General features: G+C 68.8%; 19 protein-coding genes. 15 read left to right on the top strand and 4 right to left on the bottom strand.

Features of this window, described 5'->3' with window-relative positions:
* Positions 1 to 162 precede the first annotated feature (162 nt).
* Both U742_RS0119655 and U742_RS0119650 read right to left on the bottom strand, forming a co-directional pair.
* Positions 163 to 1,389, bottom strand: a complete 1,227-nt coding sequence (locus tag U742_RS0119655) for a threonine ammonia-lyase (RefSeq protein WP_029356170.1) — start codon at positions 1,387 to 1,389, stop codon at positions 163 to 165.
* Positions 1,390 to 1,397: 8 nt separating this feature from the next.
* Positions 1,398 to 2,696: a branched-chain amino acid ABC transporter permease gene (locus U742_RS0119650; RefSeq protein ID WP_029356168.1), complete on the bottom strand. Its 1,299-nt coding sequence runs from the start codon at positions 2,694 to 2,696 to the stop codon at positions 1,398 to 1,400.
* Between the two features lie 161 nt (positions 2,697 to 2,857).
* On the opposite strand from U742_RS0119650, the gene U742_RS0119645 reads away from it, so the two are divergent.
* Positions 2,858 to 3,442 (top strand): TetR/AcrR family transcriptional regulator, encoded by a 585-nt coding sequence (locus U742_RS0119645; RefSeq protein WP_029356166.1) that lies wholly within the window; start codon positions 2,858 to 2,860, stop codon positions 3,440 to 3,442.
* 95 nt (positions 3,443 to 3,537) lie between these two features.
* A complete protein-coding gene (locus U742_RS0119640) occupies positions 3,538 to 4,026 on the top strand; it encodes a hypothetical protein (RefSeq protein WP_029356164.1) in 489 nt (162 codons plus the stop codon).
* A 40-nt stretch (positions 4,027 to 4,066) separates the two neighbouring features.
* On the opposite strand, the gene hemB is transcribed toward U742_RS0119640, so the two are convergent.
* Positions 4,067 to 5,113, bottom strand: coding sequence for a porphobilinogen synthase (gene hemB, locus U742_RS0119635; RefSeq protein ID WP_038362221.1), 1,047 nt, complete (start codon positions 5,111 to 5,113; stop codon positions 4,067 to 4,069).
* Between the two features lie 230 nt (positions 5,114 to 5,343).
* Here hemB and U742_RS0119630 point away from each other — a divergent pair, with 230 nt between their 5' ends.
* The 4 genes from U742_RS0119630 (at position 5,344) to U742_RS0119615 (ending at position 8,863) form a co-directional block, all read left to right on the top strand.
* Positions 5,344 to 6,408, top strand: coding sequence for an enoyl-CoA hydratase/isomerase family protein (locus U742_RS0119630; protein WP_029356160.1), 1,065 nt, complete (start codon positions 5,344 to 5,346; stop codon positions 6,406 to 6,408).
* Between the two features lie 14 nt (positions 6,409 to 6,422).
* Entirely contained in the window at positions 6,423 to 6,851 is a 429-nt protein-coding gene (locus tag U742_RS0119625; RefSeq protein WP_029356158.1) for a DUF6163 family protein, read from the top strand.
* A 261-nt stretch (positions 6,852 to 7,112) separates the two neighbouring features.
* Complete coding sequence (locus tag U742_RS0119620) at positions 7,113 to 7,625, top strand: transcriptional regulator LdtR (RefSeq protein WP_029356156.1); 513 nt, start codon at positions 7,113 to 7,115, stop codon at positions 7,623 to 7,625.
* 92 nt (positions 7,626 to 7,717) lie between these two features.
* Positions 7,718 to 8,863: a GGDEF domain-containing protein gene (locus U742_RS0119615; protein WP_051661349.1), complete on the top strand. Its 1,146-nt coding sequence runs from the start codon at positions 7,718 to 7,720 to the stop codon at positions 8,861 to 8,863.
* 6 nt (positions 8,864 to 8,869) lie between these two features.
* Here U742_RS0119615 and U742_RS0119610 read toward each other — a convergent pair whose 3' ends face one another.
* Complete coding sequence (locus U742_RS0119610) at positions 8,870 to 9,898, bottom strand: histone deacetylase family protein (protein ID WP_029356152.1); 1,029 nt, start codon at positions 9,896 to 9,898, stop codon at positions 8,870 to 8,872.
* 306 nt (positions 9,899 to 10,204) lie between these two features.
* Between U742_RS0119610 and glyA the strand changes: the two genes are divergently transcribed.
* The 9 genes from glyA to U742_RS0119565 all read left to right on the top strand — a co-directional run bounded on the left by glyA (position 10,205) and on the right by U742_RS0119565 (position 18,057).
* The gene (glyA, locus tag U742_RS0119605; RefSeq protein ID WP_029356150.1) at positions 10,205 to 11,509 is read left to right on the top strand and encodes a serine hydroxymethyltransferase; all 1,305 of its coding nucleotides are present in this window, start codon (positions 10,205 to 10,207) and stop codon (positions 11,507 to 11,509) included.
* A gap of 9 nt (positions 11,510 to 11,518) precedes the next feature.
* Complete coding sequence (gene nrdR, locus U742_RS0119600; protein ID WP_029356148.1) at positions 11,519 to 12,052, top strand: transcriptional regulator NrdR; 534 nt, start codon at positions 11,519 to 11,521, stop codon at positions 12,050 to 12,052.
* The gene (gene ribD / locus U742_RS0119595; RefSeq protein ID WP_051661348.1) at positions 12,049 to 13,188 is read left to right on the top strand and encodes a bifunctional diaminohydroxyphosphoribosylaminopyrimidine deaminase/5-amino-6-(5-phosphoribosylamino)uracil reductase RibD; all 1,140 of its coding nucleotides are present in this window, start codon (positions 12,049 to 12,051) and stop codon (positions 13,186 to 13,188) included. The genes nrdR and ribD overlap by 4 nt, the downstream gene beginning before the upstream one ends.
* 5 nt (positions 13,189 to 13,193) lie before the next feature.
* Positions 13,194 to 13,784, top strand: a complete 591-nt coding sequence (locus U742_RS0119590) for a riboflavin synthase (RefSeq protein WP_029356144.1) — start codon at positions 13,194 to 13,196, stop codon at positions 13,782 to 13,784.
* 42 nt (positions 13,785 to 13,826) lie between these two features.
* Complete coding sequence (ribH, locus tag U742_RS0119585; protein ID WP_051661347.1) at positions 13,827 to 14,318, top strand: 6,7-dimethyl-8-ribityllumazine synthase; 492 nt, start codon at positions 13,827 to 13,829, stop codon at positions 14,316 to 14,318.
* Between the two features lie 7 nt (positions 14,319 to 14,325).
* Positions 14,326 to 14,844 (top strand): transcription antitermination factor NusB, encoded by a 519-nt coding sequence (nusB, locus tag U742_RS0119580; protein WP_081853108.1) that lies wholly within the window; start codon positions 14,326 to 14,328, stop codon positions 14,842 to 14,844.
* A 12-nt stretch (positions 14,845 to 14,856) separates the two neighbouring features.
* Positions 14,857 to 15,852 carry a thiamine-phosphate kinase gene (gene thiL / locus U742_RS0119575; protein ID WP_029356138.1) on the top strand — a complete coding sequence of 332 codons (996 nt, stop codon included), beginning with the start codon at positions 14,857 to 14,859 and terminating at the stop codon, positions 15,850 to 15,852.
* A gap of 129 nt (positions 15,853 to 15,981) precedes the next feature.
* Positions 15,982 to 16,746: an ABC transporter substrate-binding protein gene (locus U742_RS0119570; protein WP_029356135.1), complete on the top strand. Its 765-nt coding sequence runs from the start codon at positions 15,982 to 15,984 to the stop codon at positions 16,744 to 16,746.
* Positions 16,747 to 16,809: 63 nt separating this feature from the next.
* Entirely contained in the window at positions 16,810 to 18,057 is a 1,248-nt protein-coding gene (locus tag U742_RS0119565) for an NAD(P)/FAD-dependent oxidoreductase (protein ID WP_029356133.1), read from the top strand.
* The last annotated feature ends 37 nt before the right edge of the window (positions 18,058 to 18,094 follow it).

Genomic DNA, 18,094 nt, shown 5'->3' with positions numbered 1-18,094 from the left:
GCCGGCGCCGTCTCCTGATGCCCTTAGAGCATTTCCCGCGAAAGTTGATCGACTTTCGCGATCAGGGGATGCTCCAGCCTGTTGAATTGAGAGCACTTTCTTATCGATCAGGCGATTCCACCTGATCGGAAAGGGCTCTCGGTAGGAAATTACGCGTGGCGTTCAGTTGCCCGACTGCCAGTCCACGCGGACCACATCCATGCCGTCGGCGACCAGCGCCTGGTAGACCTGTTCGGCATGGGCGCGGTCGCGCGTCTCGACGGTGACGTCGAGGCGGGCGCCTTTGGCGTGCACGTCGAGGAAATGGCGCTTGTGCTCCACTTCGAGGATGTTGGCGCCGAGCTGGCCGAGCAGCGTCGAGATGATGCCGAGCTCGCCCGGCCGGTCGAGCATCGAGAAGCGGAACGAGACGATGCGCTCCTCGCGCTCCAGTTCGCGCAGCATGATCGAGGCGACGATGCGCGGATCGATGTTGCCGCCGCTGACGATGAGGCCGACATTGCGCCCGCGATAGCGGTCCGGCTCGGCCAGCAGCGCCGCGAGACCGGCGGCGCCGGCACCTTCCGAGAGCGTCTTCTGCTGGGTGAGGAAGATGTTGACCGCCCGCTCGAAGGTCGGCTCGTCGATCAGCACCACGTCGGAGACCAGCGCCGAGACGATCTCGCGGGTCAGCACGCCGGGGTGTTTCACGGCGATGCCCTCGGCCAGTGTCGCGCCCCCGCAGGGACGATCCTGCTGGTGCAGCGCGTTCCACATCGAGGGGAAGAGCGTGGTCTCGACGCCGACGATCTCGATGCTCGGGCGCAGGTCGCGCGCCGCCACCGCGATGCCGGAGATCAGGCCGCCGCCGCCGACCGGCACCAGCAGCGCGTCGAGGTCCGGCGCATCCTCCAGCATCTCCAGCGCGATGGAGCCCTGGCCGGCGATGACGTGCCGGTCGTCATAGGGGTGAACCCAGACGAGGCGCTCGGCCTGCGCGATGCGGTCGGCCTCCTCGCTCGCCTCCGCGACGGTTTCGCCGTGCAGGACGACGCGGGCGCCATGCGCCTCCGTCGCCGCGACCTTCACGATTGGCGTCGACTCCGGCATCACGATGGTGGCGCGGATGCCGAGGCGCCGGGCGTGATAGGCGACGGCCTGCGCGTGGTTGCCGGCCGACATGGCGACGACGCCGCGCGAGCGCTCCTCGGCCGAGAGGCTGGCGAGCTTCACCAGCGCGCCGCGCTCCTTGAAGCTCGCGGTGACCTGGAGGTTCTCGTATTTCACGAAAACATGCGCGCCGGTAATCGCCGAAAGCCGGGGCGCCGGAAGCGTGGGCGTGCGCAGCACCGCTCCGGTGAGCAGGTGACGTGCGGCGGCGACATCGGCAGGCGAGACAGGCAGGGTCATGACGAGGCTCAGATTTCCCGCGGGGGGAGGGAACTGCGGGCGGGCCGCAAGACGAGGACGGCGACCAGCAGCGAATAGATCACCACGTCGCGATACACGATATTGAAGGTCGCAGACCAGAGCGTTTCGATACCGGCGAGAAGAATTGCGCCAAGAAACGCGCCGGGAATCGACCCGATTCCGCCGATGAGGCAGCAGATCAGCGCCTTGAGGGCGATGCCGATGCCCGCGCCGGCCTCGATGGTGCCGTAGGACAACACGACCATGGTGCCCGCCAGCCCGGCGGTCGCGCCCGAGAGCAGGAAGGTGCCGGCCAGCAGCCGCGGGATGGGAACGCCGATGAGCGCGGCCATCAGCGGGTCGTCGGCATAGGCCCGCCAGCCCCGTCCGAAGGATGTGAAGGCGAGCAGTCCCAGCACGAAGGAGGCGGCTGAGAAGCCGAGGCCGGCGGTCAGCATCTGCGCGGGCGTCACCGTCGCGGTGAACTCCGCGCCGCCGGCGATCGGCACCGGCAGGTTCATCAGCGGCGGCAGCCAGTTCTCGCGCTGCCGAGCGGTGATCCGGATGAGCTCCCCCAGCACGATGGCGAGCGCGATCGTGCCGATGAGAACGGGCTGGGGCGAGCGCGAGCGGGCGGTGAGCGGCAGCACGACCCAGCGCCCGATGGCCCAGCTCCACAGCGCCGCCGCCGCCACGCCGGCGGCGAGCGCGAGGATGAGGGCGGGGCCGCCGAGCCGGCCGGAACCGCTGGCGATGCCGGTCACGATCAGCATGTTGACGCCGCCGGCCACCGCGATCTCGCCAAAGGCGAGGTTGATCCGCCCGACGAGCCCGTAGACCAGCGCGAAGGAGACGGCGACAAGCCCGTAGATGCCGGCGAGGGACAGGCCGTTCATCGCCTGCTGCAGCCAGTAGGCGGACCGGCCGTCGAGCCGGAAGGGAGCTTCGGCCTGCATTGCCACCGCATCCGGCAGCCACCAGCGCTTCATGATCGCCAGCTTGATATCGCTCAGCGTTCCGCGGTCGGTCTCGACGGCGACGAGGTCGAAGCGGTCGACGCCGGAGGTGCCGCCGAAGGTGCAGATGATCCAGTGCGGACGCGTCACGCCGTACCGGCGCGCGGTATAGGCAAGGCGCAGGCTCGTCTGCGAGCCGGGCAGCGGCGCCAGCGCGCTCTCCTTGATGACGGTGTCGTCCTCGTGCAGCGCCGGGGCGACCGCCCGGCACAGCCGCGCTTGGTCCGCGTCCATCACCCGCGCGCAGCCCGCGAGCAGCAGCATGGAGACGAGGAGCAGGAGCGGGCGCATGGCGTGGCGGTGGGCTCTGTTGCGGTGGCGCGCTTCGAACGGGAGAGGGCGGAGGCTGGCGCACCGACGTTTCGTGACACAGTCTCGGCACGTCGGCCAGCAGTCGGGACCACTCTGGGATAGCACTTGACCATCTACCTACTAGAAGGTAGATATCGGCCATGCCCAACCCGTCCACCACATCCGATGACATCCTTCACTGTGCCCGCGCGCTGATCGTCGAGGGTGGCTATAACGGCTTCAGCTATGCCGACATCGCGAAAGTGGTCGGCATCCGCAATGCGAGCATCCACCATCATTTTCCCGGCAAGTCCGATCTCGTCCGCACGCTCGTCGCCAGCTACCGCGAGGAGGCCGAGCACGGGCTTGCAGCCCTGGAGCAGCACGTCTCCGATCCGGTCGAGCAGCTTCGTGCCTATGTCGGCTACTGGGAAGCCTGCATAGGCGACGGCACCGCTCCATTCTGTGTCTGCGCTTTGCTCGCGAGCCAGCTCCCGCAGCTTCCCGAAGAGGTCGCGCGCGAGGTGCGTGCGCATTTCCGGGCACTGGCGGCATGGCTGTCGTCGGTGCTGGAGCGCGGTGCCAAGCAGGGCCGCGTCCGGCTGACCGCGACCGCCGATGTCGAGGCTGAAATCTTCCTGGCCACCGTCCACGGCGCCATGCTCTCCGCCCGCGCCTATGGTGACGCCGGGATGTTCGGCCTCGTCACCCGTCCGATGCTGGAACGCCTGGCCGTTCCACAGTGAACCCTATGACCTTGGGGCAGGGTCTGCGCTCTCTTCGCCCTCGCAGGCTACCGACTAGTAGGTAGCCATTTCTCTACACGATGAAAGGCATCGTCATGTTCGGTATTTCTCCCCTCGGTTGGGTGCACACGCTCGGCAGCCTGCCGGCGATTCCCGCAGCGTTCTACATGATTGCCCGATACGGCCGGATCGTGCCCCGGTCGCCGGCCGGCGCGATCTATTTCGTCTCGATGCTGATCGGCGCCACCACGGTGTTTCTTGTCGCCAAGCAGCCGATCAGCAGCGGCATTGGCGCGGTGACGATCGTGGTGCTGCTCGCGGGCTACGGGGTCGGACGGATGCCGGGCCTCGGGCGAGCCGCCCGCTATCTGGAAACCGTCCTGTTGAGCCTGACGGTGTTCCTGCTGATGGTGCCGACCGTCTCCGAAACGCTGCGCCGCGTCCCCGACGGCCATCCCATCGTCACGGATCCGAAGTCGCCGCTTCTTCTCGGCGTTATGGCCGGCATCCTCGTCGCCCTTGTCGTCGGGGTGAGCGCACAGATCGTCTATCTGCGCCGGCAGGGCAGGCGCGCCGCGTCCTGAGTTTTATCTCTCGGGGACCGGCGCCAGACGCCGGCGGCTATCACGCCTCGCGGGCGAGCTTCGCAGCCACCCGCGGGGCGAAATAGGTGAGGATGCCGTCGGCGCCGGCGCGCTTGAAGGCCATCAGGCTCTCCATCATCGCCTTCTCGCCGTCGAGCCAGCCATTGCGGGCCGCCGCCTCGATCATCGCGTATTCGCCGGACACCTGATAGGCGAAGGTCGGCAGGCCGAAGGTCTCCTTCAGCCGGTAGATCACGTCGAGATAGGGCAGGCCGGGCTTCACCATCAGCATGTCGGCGCCTTCCTCGACGTCGAGCGCCGCCTCGCGCAGCGCCTCCTCGCCATTGGCGAAGTCCATCTGGTAGGTGCGCTTGTCGCCCTTGAGGCAGCCGGACGAGCCGACCGCGTCGCGGAACGGGCCGTAGAAGGCGGAGGCGTATTTCGCGCTGTAGGCGAGGATCTGCGCATCGAGATGGCCCGAGGCGTCCAGCGCGGCGCGGATGGCGCCGACCCGGCCATCCATCATGTCGGAGGGGGCGATCACGTCGGCGCCGGCATCGGCCTGCACCAGCGCCTGCTCGACCAGCACCGCGACCGTCTCGTCGTTCAGGATGCGGCCGTCCTCGGAGACGAGGCCGTCATGGCCGTGGCTCGTATAGGGATCGAGCGCCACGTCGGTGATGAGGCCGATATCCGGCACCGCGGCCTTGATGGCGCGCAGCGTGCGGCACACCAGATTGCCGGTGTTGAGCGCCTCGCGCCCGTCCGCCGTGCGCAGCTCCGGATCGGTATAGGGGAACAGCGCGAGGGCCGGAATGCCGAGCGAGGCCGCCCGCTCCGCCTCGCGCACCGCCTCGTCCACGGTGAGACGCTCGACGCCCGGCATGGAGCCGACCTCGACCCGTGCCTCGCTGCCGTCCATCACGAAGATCGGCCAGATCAGGTCGGCGACGGTGAGCGTGTTCTCCCGCACCAGCCGGCGCGACCATTCCGCCTTGCGGTTGCGGCGCAGGCGCTGCGCAAGATCGAGCCGGGAGGAGGCTTCCGTCGCCGTGGCGTGGCGCGGACGGGCGAAGGGGATGGGCATGGTCATCTCGGTCTCGGCCAGTTTCGAACGCTTATAACGTCATAATCGCCTGAGCGCGAGCAAGACACCCGCAGCATTGCGTAGGCAAACGTCATTCGGCCGCAGGGCACGTTGACGCGGACGGGAGAGACGGCTCTATCGATGCGCAGGGGCACCGCCGCCCTACGGGCACGCGGCTTATCAAACGGCGCGGCAGGCGATATTGCCGAGGGCAACCGATCGAGGGATTCGTGAACGAGGCACCAGGCATAAGGTTCGAGCGGCGCGGGCATGCGGGCATCATCATCCTCGACCGCCCGAAGGCGCTGAATGCACTCACGCACGGCATGATCCGCGCCATGCAGGCGCGGCTCGACGCCTGGGCGGCGGACCCCGAGGTCGCCCATGTCGTGCTGCGCTCGGCAAATGAGCGGGCCTTCTGCGTCGGCGGTGACATCCGGGCGATGCACGATCTGGGACGTGCCGACGGCAAGCAGGAAGCGCGTGCCTTCTGGCGCGACGAATACACGCTCAACCACTTCATCTCGCGCTATCCCAAGCCCTATCTGTCGCTGGTCGACGGCCTGTGTTTCGGCGGCGGCTTCGGCGTCTCCGGCCATGGCCGCTACCGCGTCGCCGGCGAAAAGCTCGCCTTCGCCATGCCGGAAGTGGCCATCGGCCTGTTTCCGGACGTCGGCGGCACCTTCGTGCTGCCGCGCCTGATGGGCTGGACCGGCACCTTCCTCGCTTTGACCGGCGCGCGCATCGGCATGGCCGACGCCATGGCGGTCGGCCTCTATACGCACCACGTGCCGACGGAACGCTGGCCGGACCTTCTGGACGCGCTCGCCGCCGGTGACGAGATGGGGCCGCTGCTGGACCGCTTCGCCGTGGTGCCGCCGGCGCCCGCCCTGGCGCCGCTCTATGGCGAGATCGACCGCATCTTCGCCGGCGGCTCGGTGCTGGCGGTGTTGGCCGCCCTCGAACATGCCGCCCGCGGCACCGGAGCGCTCGCCGAATTCGCCGCGCTGCAGGTGGCGACGCTGCGGCGCGTCTCGCCGACCAGCGTCCATATCGCCTTCGAGCAGATGCGCCGTGGTCTTGAGCACGATCTCGCCGGCTGCCTCAGGCTCGAATTCCGCGCGGTCACCCACGTTCTCGACGGTCACGATTTCTATGAAGGCGTGCGTGCTGTATTGATCGACAAGGATCAGGCGCCGCGCTGGAAGCCCGACCGGCTGGAGGAGGTGGACCCCGCCGCCATAGCCGCCCTGTTCGACCAGCCTCTGCCCGACGAACTCGTCCTTCCCTCCTGAGGCCGGCCCCGCCGATGACGCATTACGATCCGATTGACGCCGCGCTCGGTCCGGCGACCAACCCGCTGGGCCCGTGGCAGCAGCGGGTGCTGCTCTATCTGCGCGCGCTCGCCTGCTTCCTGCTGCTCAAGACCGTCTATAGCTGGACGCTGGTCTGCGGCATCTGGGACGGCCAGACGACGCGTTTCGAGACGCTCTCGCTGGCCGCGCAGTCGGCGGTGATCTGGGCGGCCATCATGAACCCGGTGGCGGCGGTCGGGCTGTGGCTCGGCGCGGCCTGGGGCGTGGTGCTGTGGCTGGTCACCACCATGGTGCAGATCATGATCAACGCCTCGGCGCCGGAAGGCGTGGGCAGCCTGATCGTCGTCGCCGTGGTGGAGACCCTTCTTGTCGCGGGCTACGGCTTCCTCGCCTACAAGGCGGCGCGCGAGATGGAAGACTGATTTTTCGGTCTGCGCCGAATTTCGAAGTCGGCTGAAATGGTTAGGCCCGTGTAAATGGCGCGCGCCGGGCCGTCGCGCCAGTTGGCGCACAAACCTTTGAAGTCCTTTGGTTTTGCCTATCCGATTCACTGACCGTAAACAATGACGGGTCACTAAACATTCATCGTGCCGTTTAAACGGATTTTAGAGAGCTTCACGTAAAACAGTACGCATCAGAGGGAAGTAATCTCTCAAATCAAAATAAAACTTGAGGCGTCTGACATGAAGAGCTCAGCTAAGGCGGTCGAAACCGCCCCGCGTGACGAACGTCGTGAAGAGATCCGGCCGCTCTATATGGAGGCGCTCACCCTCGTCGAGCGCCTCCACCGCCGACTTCTCGACGTGATCAAGGACGAATTCGACCGCCGCGGCCGTTCGGACGTCAATGCCGTCCAGGCGCTGCTGCTGTTCAACATCGGCGATGCCGAGCTGACCGCCGGCGAGCTGCGCACCCGCGGCTATTATCTTGGCTCGAACGTCTCCTACAATCTCAAGAAGCTTGTGGAGATGGGCTATCTGCATCACCAGCGCTCGCGCATCGATCGCCGCTCGGTCCGCATCAAGCTGACCGACAAGGGCGAGGAGGTCCGGGACATCATCGCGAAGCTTTACCAGAAGCACATCGCCACCATCGAGCAGATCGGCGGCATCGGCCCGGCGGACTTCGTGGTCATCAACAAGGCGCTGCAGCGCCTGGAGCGCTTCTGGACCGACCAGATCCTGTATCGGCTGTGAGCGAGGCCGCGTTCGGCGCGGGCCCCGCTATCTGATACCAAGGCCGGGCGGCGAGGCATGCCGCCCTTGCCTTCGGTCAGAGCCGCCCCATCGTGACTCCGCTGCGCCTCTTCACCCTGCTGAACCCGGCCATCGGCATCGTCTTCGCGACGGTGTTCCTGCTGCTGTGGCTCAACCAGCGCAACCGCCCCTACATACTGCTCATGTCCGGCGCCTCGGCGGCCTATGCGCTTGCCGTGACGGCGCAGATAACCATCCCGCCGATGCCGAGGGTCGGGCTGAACACGATGGTCTCGGCCGTGCTCTACCAGTCGGCCATCGGGCTCTTCGTCGAGGCGATGCTCACCCGGGTCGGCCTGGTGGACAACCGGCGATGGATCCTCGCCATCTCGGCGGTCATCCTCGGCGCAATCGCCTATTTCTTCTACGTCCATGACAGCCTGAGCACGCGCATCTACGTCCAGAACCTCGGTGCGGGCGCGATGCTGTGCTTCGCCGCGCTCCGCCTGCGCACGGCGCCGGCGCGCAAGCCGATCGACCGGGTGCTGTTCTGGGTGGTGCTGCTCACCGGGCTGCATTTCCTGCCGCGCACCATACTGACCATGCTGGTCGACGTGCCCGCCGGCATGATCACGCCGGAGAATTTCGCGCGCTCGCTGTTCTACTCGCTGCTGAGCTTCGCGCTGGTCATTCTGGCGCTGCTGCTGTGCCTCACCTTCCTGCTGGCCGTGGCGCTCGACGTCGTCGACGACCTGCGGCGCGACCGGAACGAGGACAGCCTCACACCGCTGCTCAACCGACGCGGCTTCGAGGAGGAGGCCGGCCGGCGGCTGGCCGGGCTGCACGGCGCGCCAGCGGCACTGATCTACTGTGACATCGACCGCTTCAAGGCGATCAACGACAGCTACGGCCATGCCGCCGGTGACGAGGTCATCCGGGCGGTCGGCGAGCTCGTCGCCGGCGAGCTGGGGCGCGAGGATTGCGCCGCGCGCATCGGCGGCGAGGAGTTCGTCATCCTGCTCGCGCGCGGCGGCCTCGACGAGGCCCGGGCGCTGGCCGAGCGGCTGCGCCTTCGCATCGGCGAGCTGCGCCTCGGCGCGGTGAAGGAAAGCGCCCTCACGGCGAGCTTCGGCATCGCCGAGGCGCGGCCGGACGAGCCGCTGGATGCGGTGATGGAGCGCGCCGACGAGATGCTCTACCGCGCCAAGCGCGGCGGCCGGAACCAGGTGCGGGCCTGAGCGGCCTCACCCCTGCAGGAAACCCTCCAGCGTATTGGCGACGTTGAGGCCGACCGCCTCCACCGCATAGCCGCCTTCCATCACGAACAGCGTCGGTAGGCCCATCCGCGCGATGCGGGCGCCGACCGAGAGATAGTCCGGGCTGTCGAGGCGGAACCGCGAGATCGGGTCGCCCTTGTAGGTGTCGACGCCGAGCGAGACCACGACGATCTCCGCGCCATAGTCGCCGATGCGACGCGCCGCCGCCTCCAGCGCGGCATGCCAGCTCTCGAAATCGGTTCCCCAGGGCAGCGGGAAATTGACGTTGAAGCCTTCGCCCGCGCCGGCCCCCGTCTCGTCGGCATGGCCGAGGAAATAGGGATATTCCAGCCGAGGGTCCGCATGGATGCTGCACACCAGCACGTCCGGGCGCTCATAGAGGATCGACTGCGTGCCGTTGCCGTGATGGTAGTCGACGTCGAGCACCGCGACCCGCCCGGCGCCGCGGTCGCGGAACGCCTGCGCCGCCACGGCGGCGTTGTTGATGTAGCAATAGCCGCCCATATTGGCGGCGTGGGCGTGGTGGCCCGGCGGCCGGCACAGCGCGAAGGCCGCCCGCGCGCCGCCGGCGATCAGGTCGGCGCCGGTGAGCGCGGCGTCGGCCGAGGCCTGTATGGCGTCCCAGCTCCCGGCGACGAGGCAGCAGCCGGCGTCAAAGGAGAAATGGCCGAGCTTGCCGTCGATCGCCTCCGGCTCGATGGCGCGCATGCCCGGCGCCTTCCAGAAGCTCGGCAGGGCCGGGTTGGTCCGCCCCTCGGCGGTCCACAGCTCCCAGGCGCGGCCGAGGAAGCCGACATAGTCCGCCCCGTGGACCTTCCGGAGGGGGTCGAGGCCGTGCGCGGCCGGCGCCACGATCTCCCCGAAGCCGCGCGCCTCGATGGCGGCCCGGATCATCTCGGCCCGTTCGGGCTTCTCGAAGGCCGGCACCACGGCGCCGTCATAGAGCTCGACATGGCCGGAATGGCCGAAATGGCGGGGGGAATAGACGGTCTTCATGTGGACGTTCCAGCCTGTGTGCCCTTTACTGGGGATCGCACGTTACTAGAGCCGTTTCCGATCCGGTGGAATCGCCTGATCGGCAGGAAAGGGCTCCATTTCAATAAGCTGCGCGGCGCGGCGGCAAGCCGCTATCGCCGGCGCGGTGTTTGCTCCGCCGCCGGTGTCGCCTCCGTGCAAGGCGGGGCTGCGTCCAGCGTGCTTTGAACACCGTGAGCGCTGTGGTAAGCGACCGCTCTGACTTGCGGTCGCCAGGCGCCACAGACGCCGCCATCGATCCCCAGTCCGAGCCATGGAGGCCGGTTCATGACATCTGAAGCCCACGCCGCCGATTCGGCGATCAGCCGATTCTTCTCCTCCTCGCTTGCCGAGACCGACCCGGAACTCGCCGGTTCCATCGACGCCGAGCTCGGTCGCCAGCGCGACGAGATCGAGCTGATCGCCTCGGAGAACATCGTCTCCCGTGCGGTGCTCGAAGCGCAGGGTTCGGTGCTGACGAACAAATATGCCGAGGGCTATCCCGGCCGGCGCTATTACGGCGGCTGCCAGTTCGTCGACGTCGCCGAGCAGCTCGCCATCGACCGCGCCAAGAAGCTGTTCGGCGCGGGCTTCGCGAATGTCCAGCCGCATTCGGGCGCGCAGGCGAACACCGCCGTGTTCTTCGCCCTCATGCAGCCCGGCGACACCTTCCTCGGCCTCAACCTCGCGGCCGGCGGCCACCTGACGCACGGCGCGCCGGTGAGCCTGTCGGGCAAGTGGTTCAAGCCGGTTCCCTATAATGTGCGCCAGGACGACCAGCGCATCGACTATGACGAGGTCGCCGCGCTCGCCGACCAGCACAAGCCGAAGGTGATCGTCGCCGGCGGCTCGGCCTATCCGCGCCACATCGACTTCGTGAAGATGCGCGCCATCGCCGACAGCGTCGGCGCCTATCTGATGGTCGACATGGCCCATTTCGCCGGCCTCGTCGCCGGCGGCGCGCATCCGAGCCCGGTGCCGCACGCCCATGTCACCACTACCACCACCCACAAGACCCTGCGCGGCCCGCGCGGCGGCATGATCCTGACCAATGACGAGGATCTGGCGAAGAAGTTCAACTCCGCCGTCTTCCCCGGCACCCAGGGCGGGCCGCTGATGCACGTCATCGCCGCCAAGGCGGTGGCGTTCGGCGAGGCGCTGCGTCCCGAGTTCAAGCTTTACGCGAAGAACGTCGTGGAAAACGCCAAGGCGCTTGCGGAAAACCTCAAGGGTCATGGCTTCTCGATCGTCTCGGGCGGCACCGACACGCATCTGATGCTGGTCGATCTGCGTCCGAAGAAGCTGACCGGCAAGGTGTCGGAGCTGGCCCTCGGCCGTGCTCACATCACCTGCAACAAGAACGGCATCCCGTTCGACCCCGAGAAGCCGGCGATCACCTCCGGCGTGCGGCTCGGCACCCCGGCGGGCACGACGCGCGGCTTCGGCATCGCGGAGTTCCAGCAGGTCGGCGACATGATCGCCGAGGTGCTCGACGTGCTGTCGCAGAAGGGCGTCGACGAGGACAGCCTGGTCGAGGCCGCGGTGCGCGAGAAGGTCGGCACGCTGCTCGCCCGCTTCCCGATCTACAACTGAGGTCGCGTCATGCGCTGTCCCTATTGCGGGAGCCTCGACACGCAGGTCAAGGATTCCCGTCCCACCGAGGACAGCTCCGCCATCAGGCGCCGCCGCATCTGCCCGGATTGCGGCGGCCGCTTCACCACCTTCGAGCGCGTGCAGTTGCGCGAGCTCACCGTCGTCAAGCGGTCGGGGCGGCGCGTGCCGTTCGACCGCGACAAGCTCGCCCGCTCCATCGAGGTGGCGCTGCGCAAGCGCCCGGTCGACCCGGAGCGGCTGGAGCGCCTGATCTCCGGCCTCGTCCGCCGGCTCGAGAGCCAGGGCGAGAGCGAGATTTCCTCCGAGACCATCGGCGAGCTGGTCATGGAGAGCCTGAAGCAGCTCGACGACATCGCCTATGTCCGCTTCGCCTCGGTCTATCGCAATTTCCGCGAGGCCAAGGATTTCTCCGCCGTGCTCGGCGAGCTCGGAAAGCCCGAGGACACCAAGTCCGAGGACCCGAAGGCCGACGCCGACGGCAAGGCGGAGCCGAAACCCGGCCGCGCCGGGGCGGATGAATGAACGCGCCGCCCCGCGCGGCCTCGTCGCTGGGCGCCGCACGGGATGAGGCGCTGATGGCCGCCGCCCTCGCGGTCGGCCGGCGCAATCTCGGACAGACCTGGCCCAATCCCGCCGTCGGCGCCGTGCTGGTGCGCGAGACACCAACGGGCCCCGTCGTGCTCGCCCATGGCTGGACCGCGCGCGGCGGACGCCCGCACGCCGAGCCGCAGGCGATCGCCGCGGCCGGGGAGGCGGCGCGCGGCGCCACGCTCTATGTGACGCTGGAGCCCTGCTCGCATCACGGCCTCACGCCGCCTTGCGCCGAGGCGATCATCGCCGCCGGCGTCAAGCGCGTGGTGGCGGCGATCGAGGACCCCGACGCGCGGGTGGCGGGCAGGGGGCACGCCATGCTCCGCGCCGCCGGTATCGAGGTCGGCGTCGGGCCGGGCGCCGCCGAGGCACGGCTCGCCCATGCCGGGCATATCAGCCGCGTCACCAGAGGCCGGCCGCACATCATGCTGAAGCTCGCCGTCTCGGCCGACGGCAAGGCCGGGCTCGCCGGCCGCCGGCCCGCCCCGATCACCGGCGAGGTGGCGCGCGGGCGCGTCCACATGATGCGCGCCACCTATGACGCGGTGCTCACCGGCATCGGCACCATCCTCGCCGACGACCCGCAGCTCACCTGCCGCTTGCCGGGCATTGAGGACCGCTCGCCGGTTCGCGTCGTGCTCGACAGCGCGCTGCGCCTGCCGCTCGGCGCCGCGCTGCTGCGCACGCTGTCCGAGGCCCCCGTGTGGGTGATCGCCGGCATCGACGCGCCGGCGGATGCCGAGTTCGCGCTGCGCGAGGCCGGCGTCGAGGTGATGCGGGTGCCGCGGGGCGCTGCCGGGGGGCTCGATCTCGACGAGGTCGCCCGGCTGCTTGCGTTGCGCGGCATCACCCGGCTGATGGTCGAGGCCGGCCCACGCGTCGCGGGCGCCTTCCTGAAGGCCGGTCTCGTCGACGAGGCGAATGTCTTCATGGCGCCGCTGCAACTGGGCGCTGGCGCGATCGACGCGCTGGAGGGCTTGCCGCTCTCCGCTCTCGATGCCTATCTGACGGAAACCGAAACCGAGCGGCACGGGCCCGACATCCTCACCGTGCTGCGGCGCCCCTGAGTATCATGTTCACCGGTATCATCTCCGACATCGGCGAGATCGCCACCGTCACGCCGCGCAACGACGTGCGCCGGCTCACTGTTCTCACCCGCTACGACACCGCCGGCATCGATCTCGGCGCCTCGATCGCCTGCTCGGGCGTCTGCCTCACCGTCGTCTCGACCGGGCAGGGCACCTTTGACGTCGAGGCCGCGCCCGAGACGCTGGCGGTCACCACCGTCGGCGACTGGCGGTCCGGCACGCGGGTCAATCTGGAGCGCGCCTTGAGGATCGGCGACGAGCTCGGCGGCCATATCGTGCAGGGCCATGCCGACGGCGTCGCCGAGGTGGTCGGTCGCGAGGACCTCGGCGAGACCACGCGCTTCACCTTCGCCGCGCCGCCCGATCTCGCCCGCTTCATCGCCATGAAGGGCTCGATCACCCTCGACGGCACCTCGCTCACGGTGAACGAGGTCGACGGCAACCGCTTCTCCTGCCTGCTCATTCCGCACACGCTTGCGGTCACCACCTGGGGCGAGGTCGATGTCGGGCGGCGTGTCAATATCGAAGTCGACATGATGGCCCGCTACGCCGCGCGGCTTGCGGAGTTCCGCTGACGCCTGTACGTCGTCGGCCCGACCAGCTTTATGAGGTAATCCATGGCGAGCCCCCGCCCGCCGCGTGCATCCGACGCCGTGGCGCCTCTCGGCAGCGCCCGTGTGCTCATCGTCGAGGCGCGCTTCTATGACGATATCGCCGACGAGCTCCTGACCGGCGCGACCGCGGCGCTCGCCGCGGCGGGCGCCAGCTACGAGGTCGTCACCGTGCCCGGCGCGCTCGAGATCCCGACCGCCATCGCCATCGCGCTCGATGCGGGGGAGGCCTCCGGCCGTCCCTATGACGCGGTGGTGGCGCTCGGCTGCGTGGTGCGCGGCGAGACCTATCATTTCGAGATCGTCGCCGGAGAGTCCTCGCGCGCGCTGATGGACCTCGCCGTCGCCCGCCGGGTGCCGCTTGGCAACGGCATCCTCACCGTCGAGAATGACGAGCAGGCCTGGGCGCGTGCCCGCGTCGACAATGGCGGCGACAAGGGCGGCGGCGCCGTGCTGGCCGCGCTCGCCCTGCTGCGCCTCAAGCGCGGCATCGCGTGAGGCCGCCATGTCCGTGACCCCCAAAGCGCCCGTGACCCCCAAAGCGCCCGCGACGCCCAAGCCGGTGAACCACAAGCCGATCCGCAAGAGCGCCGCCCGCCTCAACGCCGTGCAGGCGCTCTACCAGATGGACGTCGCCGCGACGCCACTGCCGGAGATCCTCGCGCAGTTCGAGAGCCACTGGATCGGGCAGGAGATCGAGGGCGACGAGATCGCCCCGGCCGATCTCACCCTGTTCCGCGACATCGTCGGCGGCGTGCTGCGCGAGCAGCGCCAGATCGACCCGGTGCTCGACGCGGCGCTCGTCAAGGGTTGGCCGCTCAAGCGCATCGAGACCGTGCTGCGCGCCGTGCTGCGCGCCGGCGCCTACGAGCTTTCCGGCCGCACCGACATCCCGGCGCGGGTGGTGGTGAACGAGTACACCAACGTCGCCGCCGCCTTCCTCGACCGCGAGGAGACCGGCATGGTCAATGCCGTGCTCGACGGGCTCGCCCGCGACATGCGGGCCGACGAGTTCACCGGCTGAGGATGCGTGGCGATGGGCGAGGGCGGTTCCGGCGAGGACAGGCTGATCGCCCGGCTGTTCAAGCCGATCGCCCGCCACCCCGGCGCGCTCGGCCTCGTCGACGACGCGGCCCTGCTGACCCCGCCGCCCGGCCATGACCTCGTCCTGACCAAGGATGCGCTGGTCGCCGGCGTGCATTTCTTCGCCGAGGATCCGCCGGCCTCCGTCGCCCGCAAGGCGCTGAGGGTGAACCTCTCCGACCTCGCGGCGAAGGGCGCCGAGCCGCTCGGCGTGCTGCTCGCCCTCGCCATTCCGCCGGACATGGACGCGGCCGCGCTGGAAGCCTTCGCCGCCGGTCTCGGCGACGACTGCGCGGCCTATGGCGCGCCGCTGCTCGGCGGCGACACGGTGAGGACGCCGGGTCCGCTCACCGTCTCCGTCACCGCGCTCGGCGCCGTGCCTTCGGGCACCATGGTCCGCCGGTCGGGTGCGCGGGCAGGGGAAGCGATCATCGTCACCGGCACTGTCGGCGATGCCGCGCTCGGCCTCGCTTTGCGCCTCACGCCCGATGCACCGGCCTTCGCCGGCCTCCCGGCGGCGGAACGGGATCATCTGCTGGAACGCTACCTGCATCCGCGCCCGCGTCTGGCGCTCGCCAAGGCCTTGCGCACCCATGCCAGCGCCGCCATGGACGTCTCGGACGGCCTCGTCGGCGACCTCGCCAAGCTGCTCGCCGTCTCCGGCGTCGCCGGCCGGCTGGAAGCGACCCGCGTGCCGATGTCATCCGCTGCGCGGGCGGCGGTCGCGGCCGATCCCCGGCTGATCGAGACCGTGCTCGGCGGCGGCGACGACTACGAGATCCTCGCGACCATGCCGGCGGACCGGCTCGACATCTTCGGCGTGCAGGCGACGGCGCTGGGCATTCCCGTCACCGTCATCGGCCGCACCGGCGAAGGCGAGGGGCTGCAGGTGGTCGGCGCGGACGGCGCACCGATGACGCTCGCGCGCGGCAGCTTCTCGCATTTCTGAGCCTGTACCAAAGGCTAGTAAAACTCCGATTGCCACTGTGGAATCGCCGCCCTAGCCTCGGTCGCGCCGGAGCGTTCCGCCGCTCGCGCGGCAGGCGCGCTCCAGGCTTCCAGCATCGGGAACACCGACATGAAAATCGCAAAGCTACTGGCCGCAGCGGCTGCTCTCGCTCTCTCGGCGAGCCTCGCCCATGCCGAGATCAAGAAGGTCCGCATCGGCACCGAGGGCGCCTATCCTCCCTTCAACTCGGTCGACACCTCCGGCCAGTTGGTCGGCTTCGACATCGAGATCGCCAAGGCGCTGTGCGAGAAGATGAAGGTCGAGTGCACCTTCGTCGCGCAGGACTGGGACGGCATCATTCCGGCGCTGCTCGCCAAGAAGTTCGACGCCATCGTCGCCTCGATGTCGATCACCGACGAGCGCAAGCAGAAGGTCGCCTTCACCGATCCCTATTATCTGACGCCCGGCAACTTCATCGCGCCGAAGGACACCAAGATCACCGACATCTCGCCCGCCGCACTGAAGGGCAAGGCCATCGGCGCCCAGTCCTCGACCACCGGCGCGACCTATCTCGAGGACACCTACAAGGGCTCGGACATCAAGCTCTACGCGACGCAGGACGAAGCCAATGCCGACCTTGCGGCCGGCCGCCTCGACGCCGTGCTGGCCGACAAGTTCGTGCTTTATGAGTGGCTCGAGAAGACCGACGCCGGCAAGTGCTGCAAGTTCGTCGGCCCGGACCTCAAGGACGTCAATCCGCAGGGCACCGGCATCGCCGTGCGCAAGGAAGACAATGAGCTGCGCGAGATGCTGAACAAGGCGATCAAGGAGGTCGTCGCCGACGGCACCTACCAGAAGATCAACGCGAAATATTTCCCCTTCCCGATCAACTGAACGGGCAGGGCGCACTACGGCGGCGGGAGACCACCCGCCGCCGTTCGCATGTCTGGAGCCATCATGAAAACCGATACGCTCGTCCTCGGCGCCGGTATCGTCGGCACCTCGATCGCGCTGCATCTGGCCAAGCGCGGCCAGAAGGTGACGCTCATCGACCGCAAGGCGCCGGGTGAGGAGACCTCCTACGGCAATGCCGGCCTCGTCGAGGCGGCCTCGCTCTATCCGGTTGCCTTCCCGCGCTCGCTCCGCGCGCTCATCGAGGTGGCGCTGAAGCGCAACCCGGCGGCCAACTACCATTGGAGCGCGCTGCCGGGGCTGGCGCCGTGGCTCTACGCCTATTGGAAGGCGAGCGCCCCCGACCGCATCCTCGACTATGCCCGCATCATGCAGAAGCTGCTCTCGCACAGCGTCGCCGAGCACGATGCGCTGGCGGCGGAGAGCGGCGCCGCGCATTATTTCCGCGAGGGCGGCTGGCTGAAGCTCTACCGGACCGAGGCCGGGCTCGCCAATGAGCGCACCGAGTTCCCGCTCGCCCGCGAATACGGACTGACCGCCCGCGAGCTCACGATCGACGAGGCGCTGGCGCTGGAGCCGAGCCTGCGGCCGATCTTCCACGGCGCCGTGCTGTGGTCGGACCCGCATTCGGTCTCCTCGCCCGGCGGCGTGACCAAGGCCTATGCCGCGCGCTTCGAGGCGCTGGGCGGCCGGATCGTGCAGGCGGATGCGCGGGCGCTCGCCCCCGTGCCGGGCGGCTGGAAGGCGGTGACCGCCGGTCCCCATGGCGGCGAGACGGCGGAGAACGCCGTCGTCGCGCTCGGCCCCTGGTCGTCCGACCTGCTGCGTCCGCTCGGCATCCGCCTGCCGCTGGCGGTCAAGCGCGGCTATCACATGCACTACGCGGTGCCGCCCGGCGGCGGCCTGACGCGCCCGGTGCTGGACGAGGAGGGCGGCTATGTCGTCACCCCGATGGAAGCCGGCATAAGATTGACCACCGGCGTCGAGTTCGCCCGCCGCGATGCGCCGAAGACGCCCGTCCTGCTCGACTGGACCGAGAAGATCGCCCGTGAACTGCTTCCTCTCGGCGCCCGGGTCGATCCCGAGCCGTGGATCGGCTACCGGCCCGCCTTCCCGGACATGCTACCGGTGATCGGACCGGCGCGCACGCGCAAGGGACTCTGGCTCGCCATCGGCCACCAGCATCTCGGCTTCACCCTCGGCCCGGTAACCGGGCGGCTGATGGCGGAAATGATGACCGGCGAGGCGCCCTTCACGGATCCCGCGCCCTTCAGCGTCGCGAGGTTCGGCTGACCTCGGCGGGGCGCGTTCCGTGTCTGGATTTATGTAT

This window comes from Allobosea sp. 117 (assembly GCF_000702305.1).
Taxonomy (GTDB): Bacteria; Pseudomonadota; Alphaproteobacteria; order Rhizobiales; family Xanthobacteraceae; genus Ancylobacter.
This window is presented reverse-complemented; position numbering and strand designations above follow the sequence as displayed.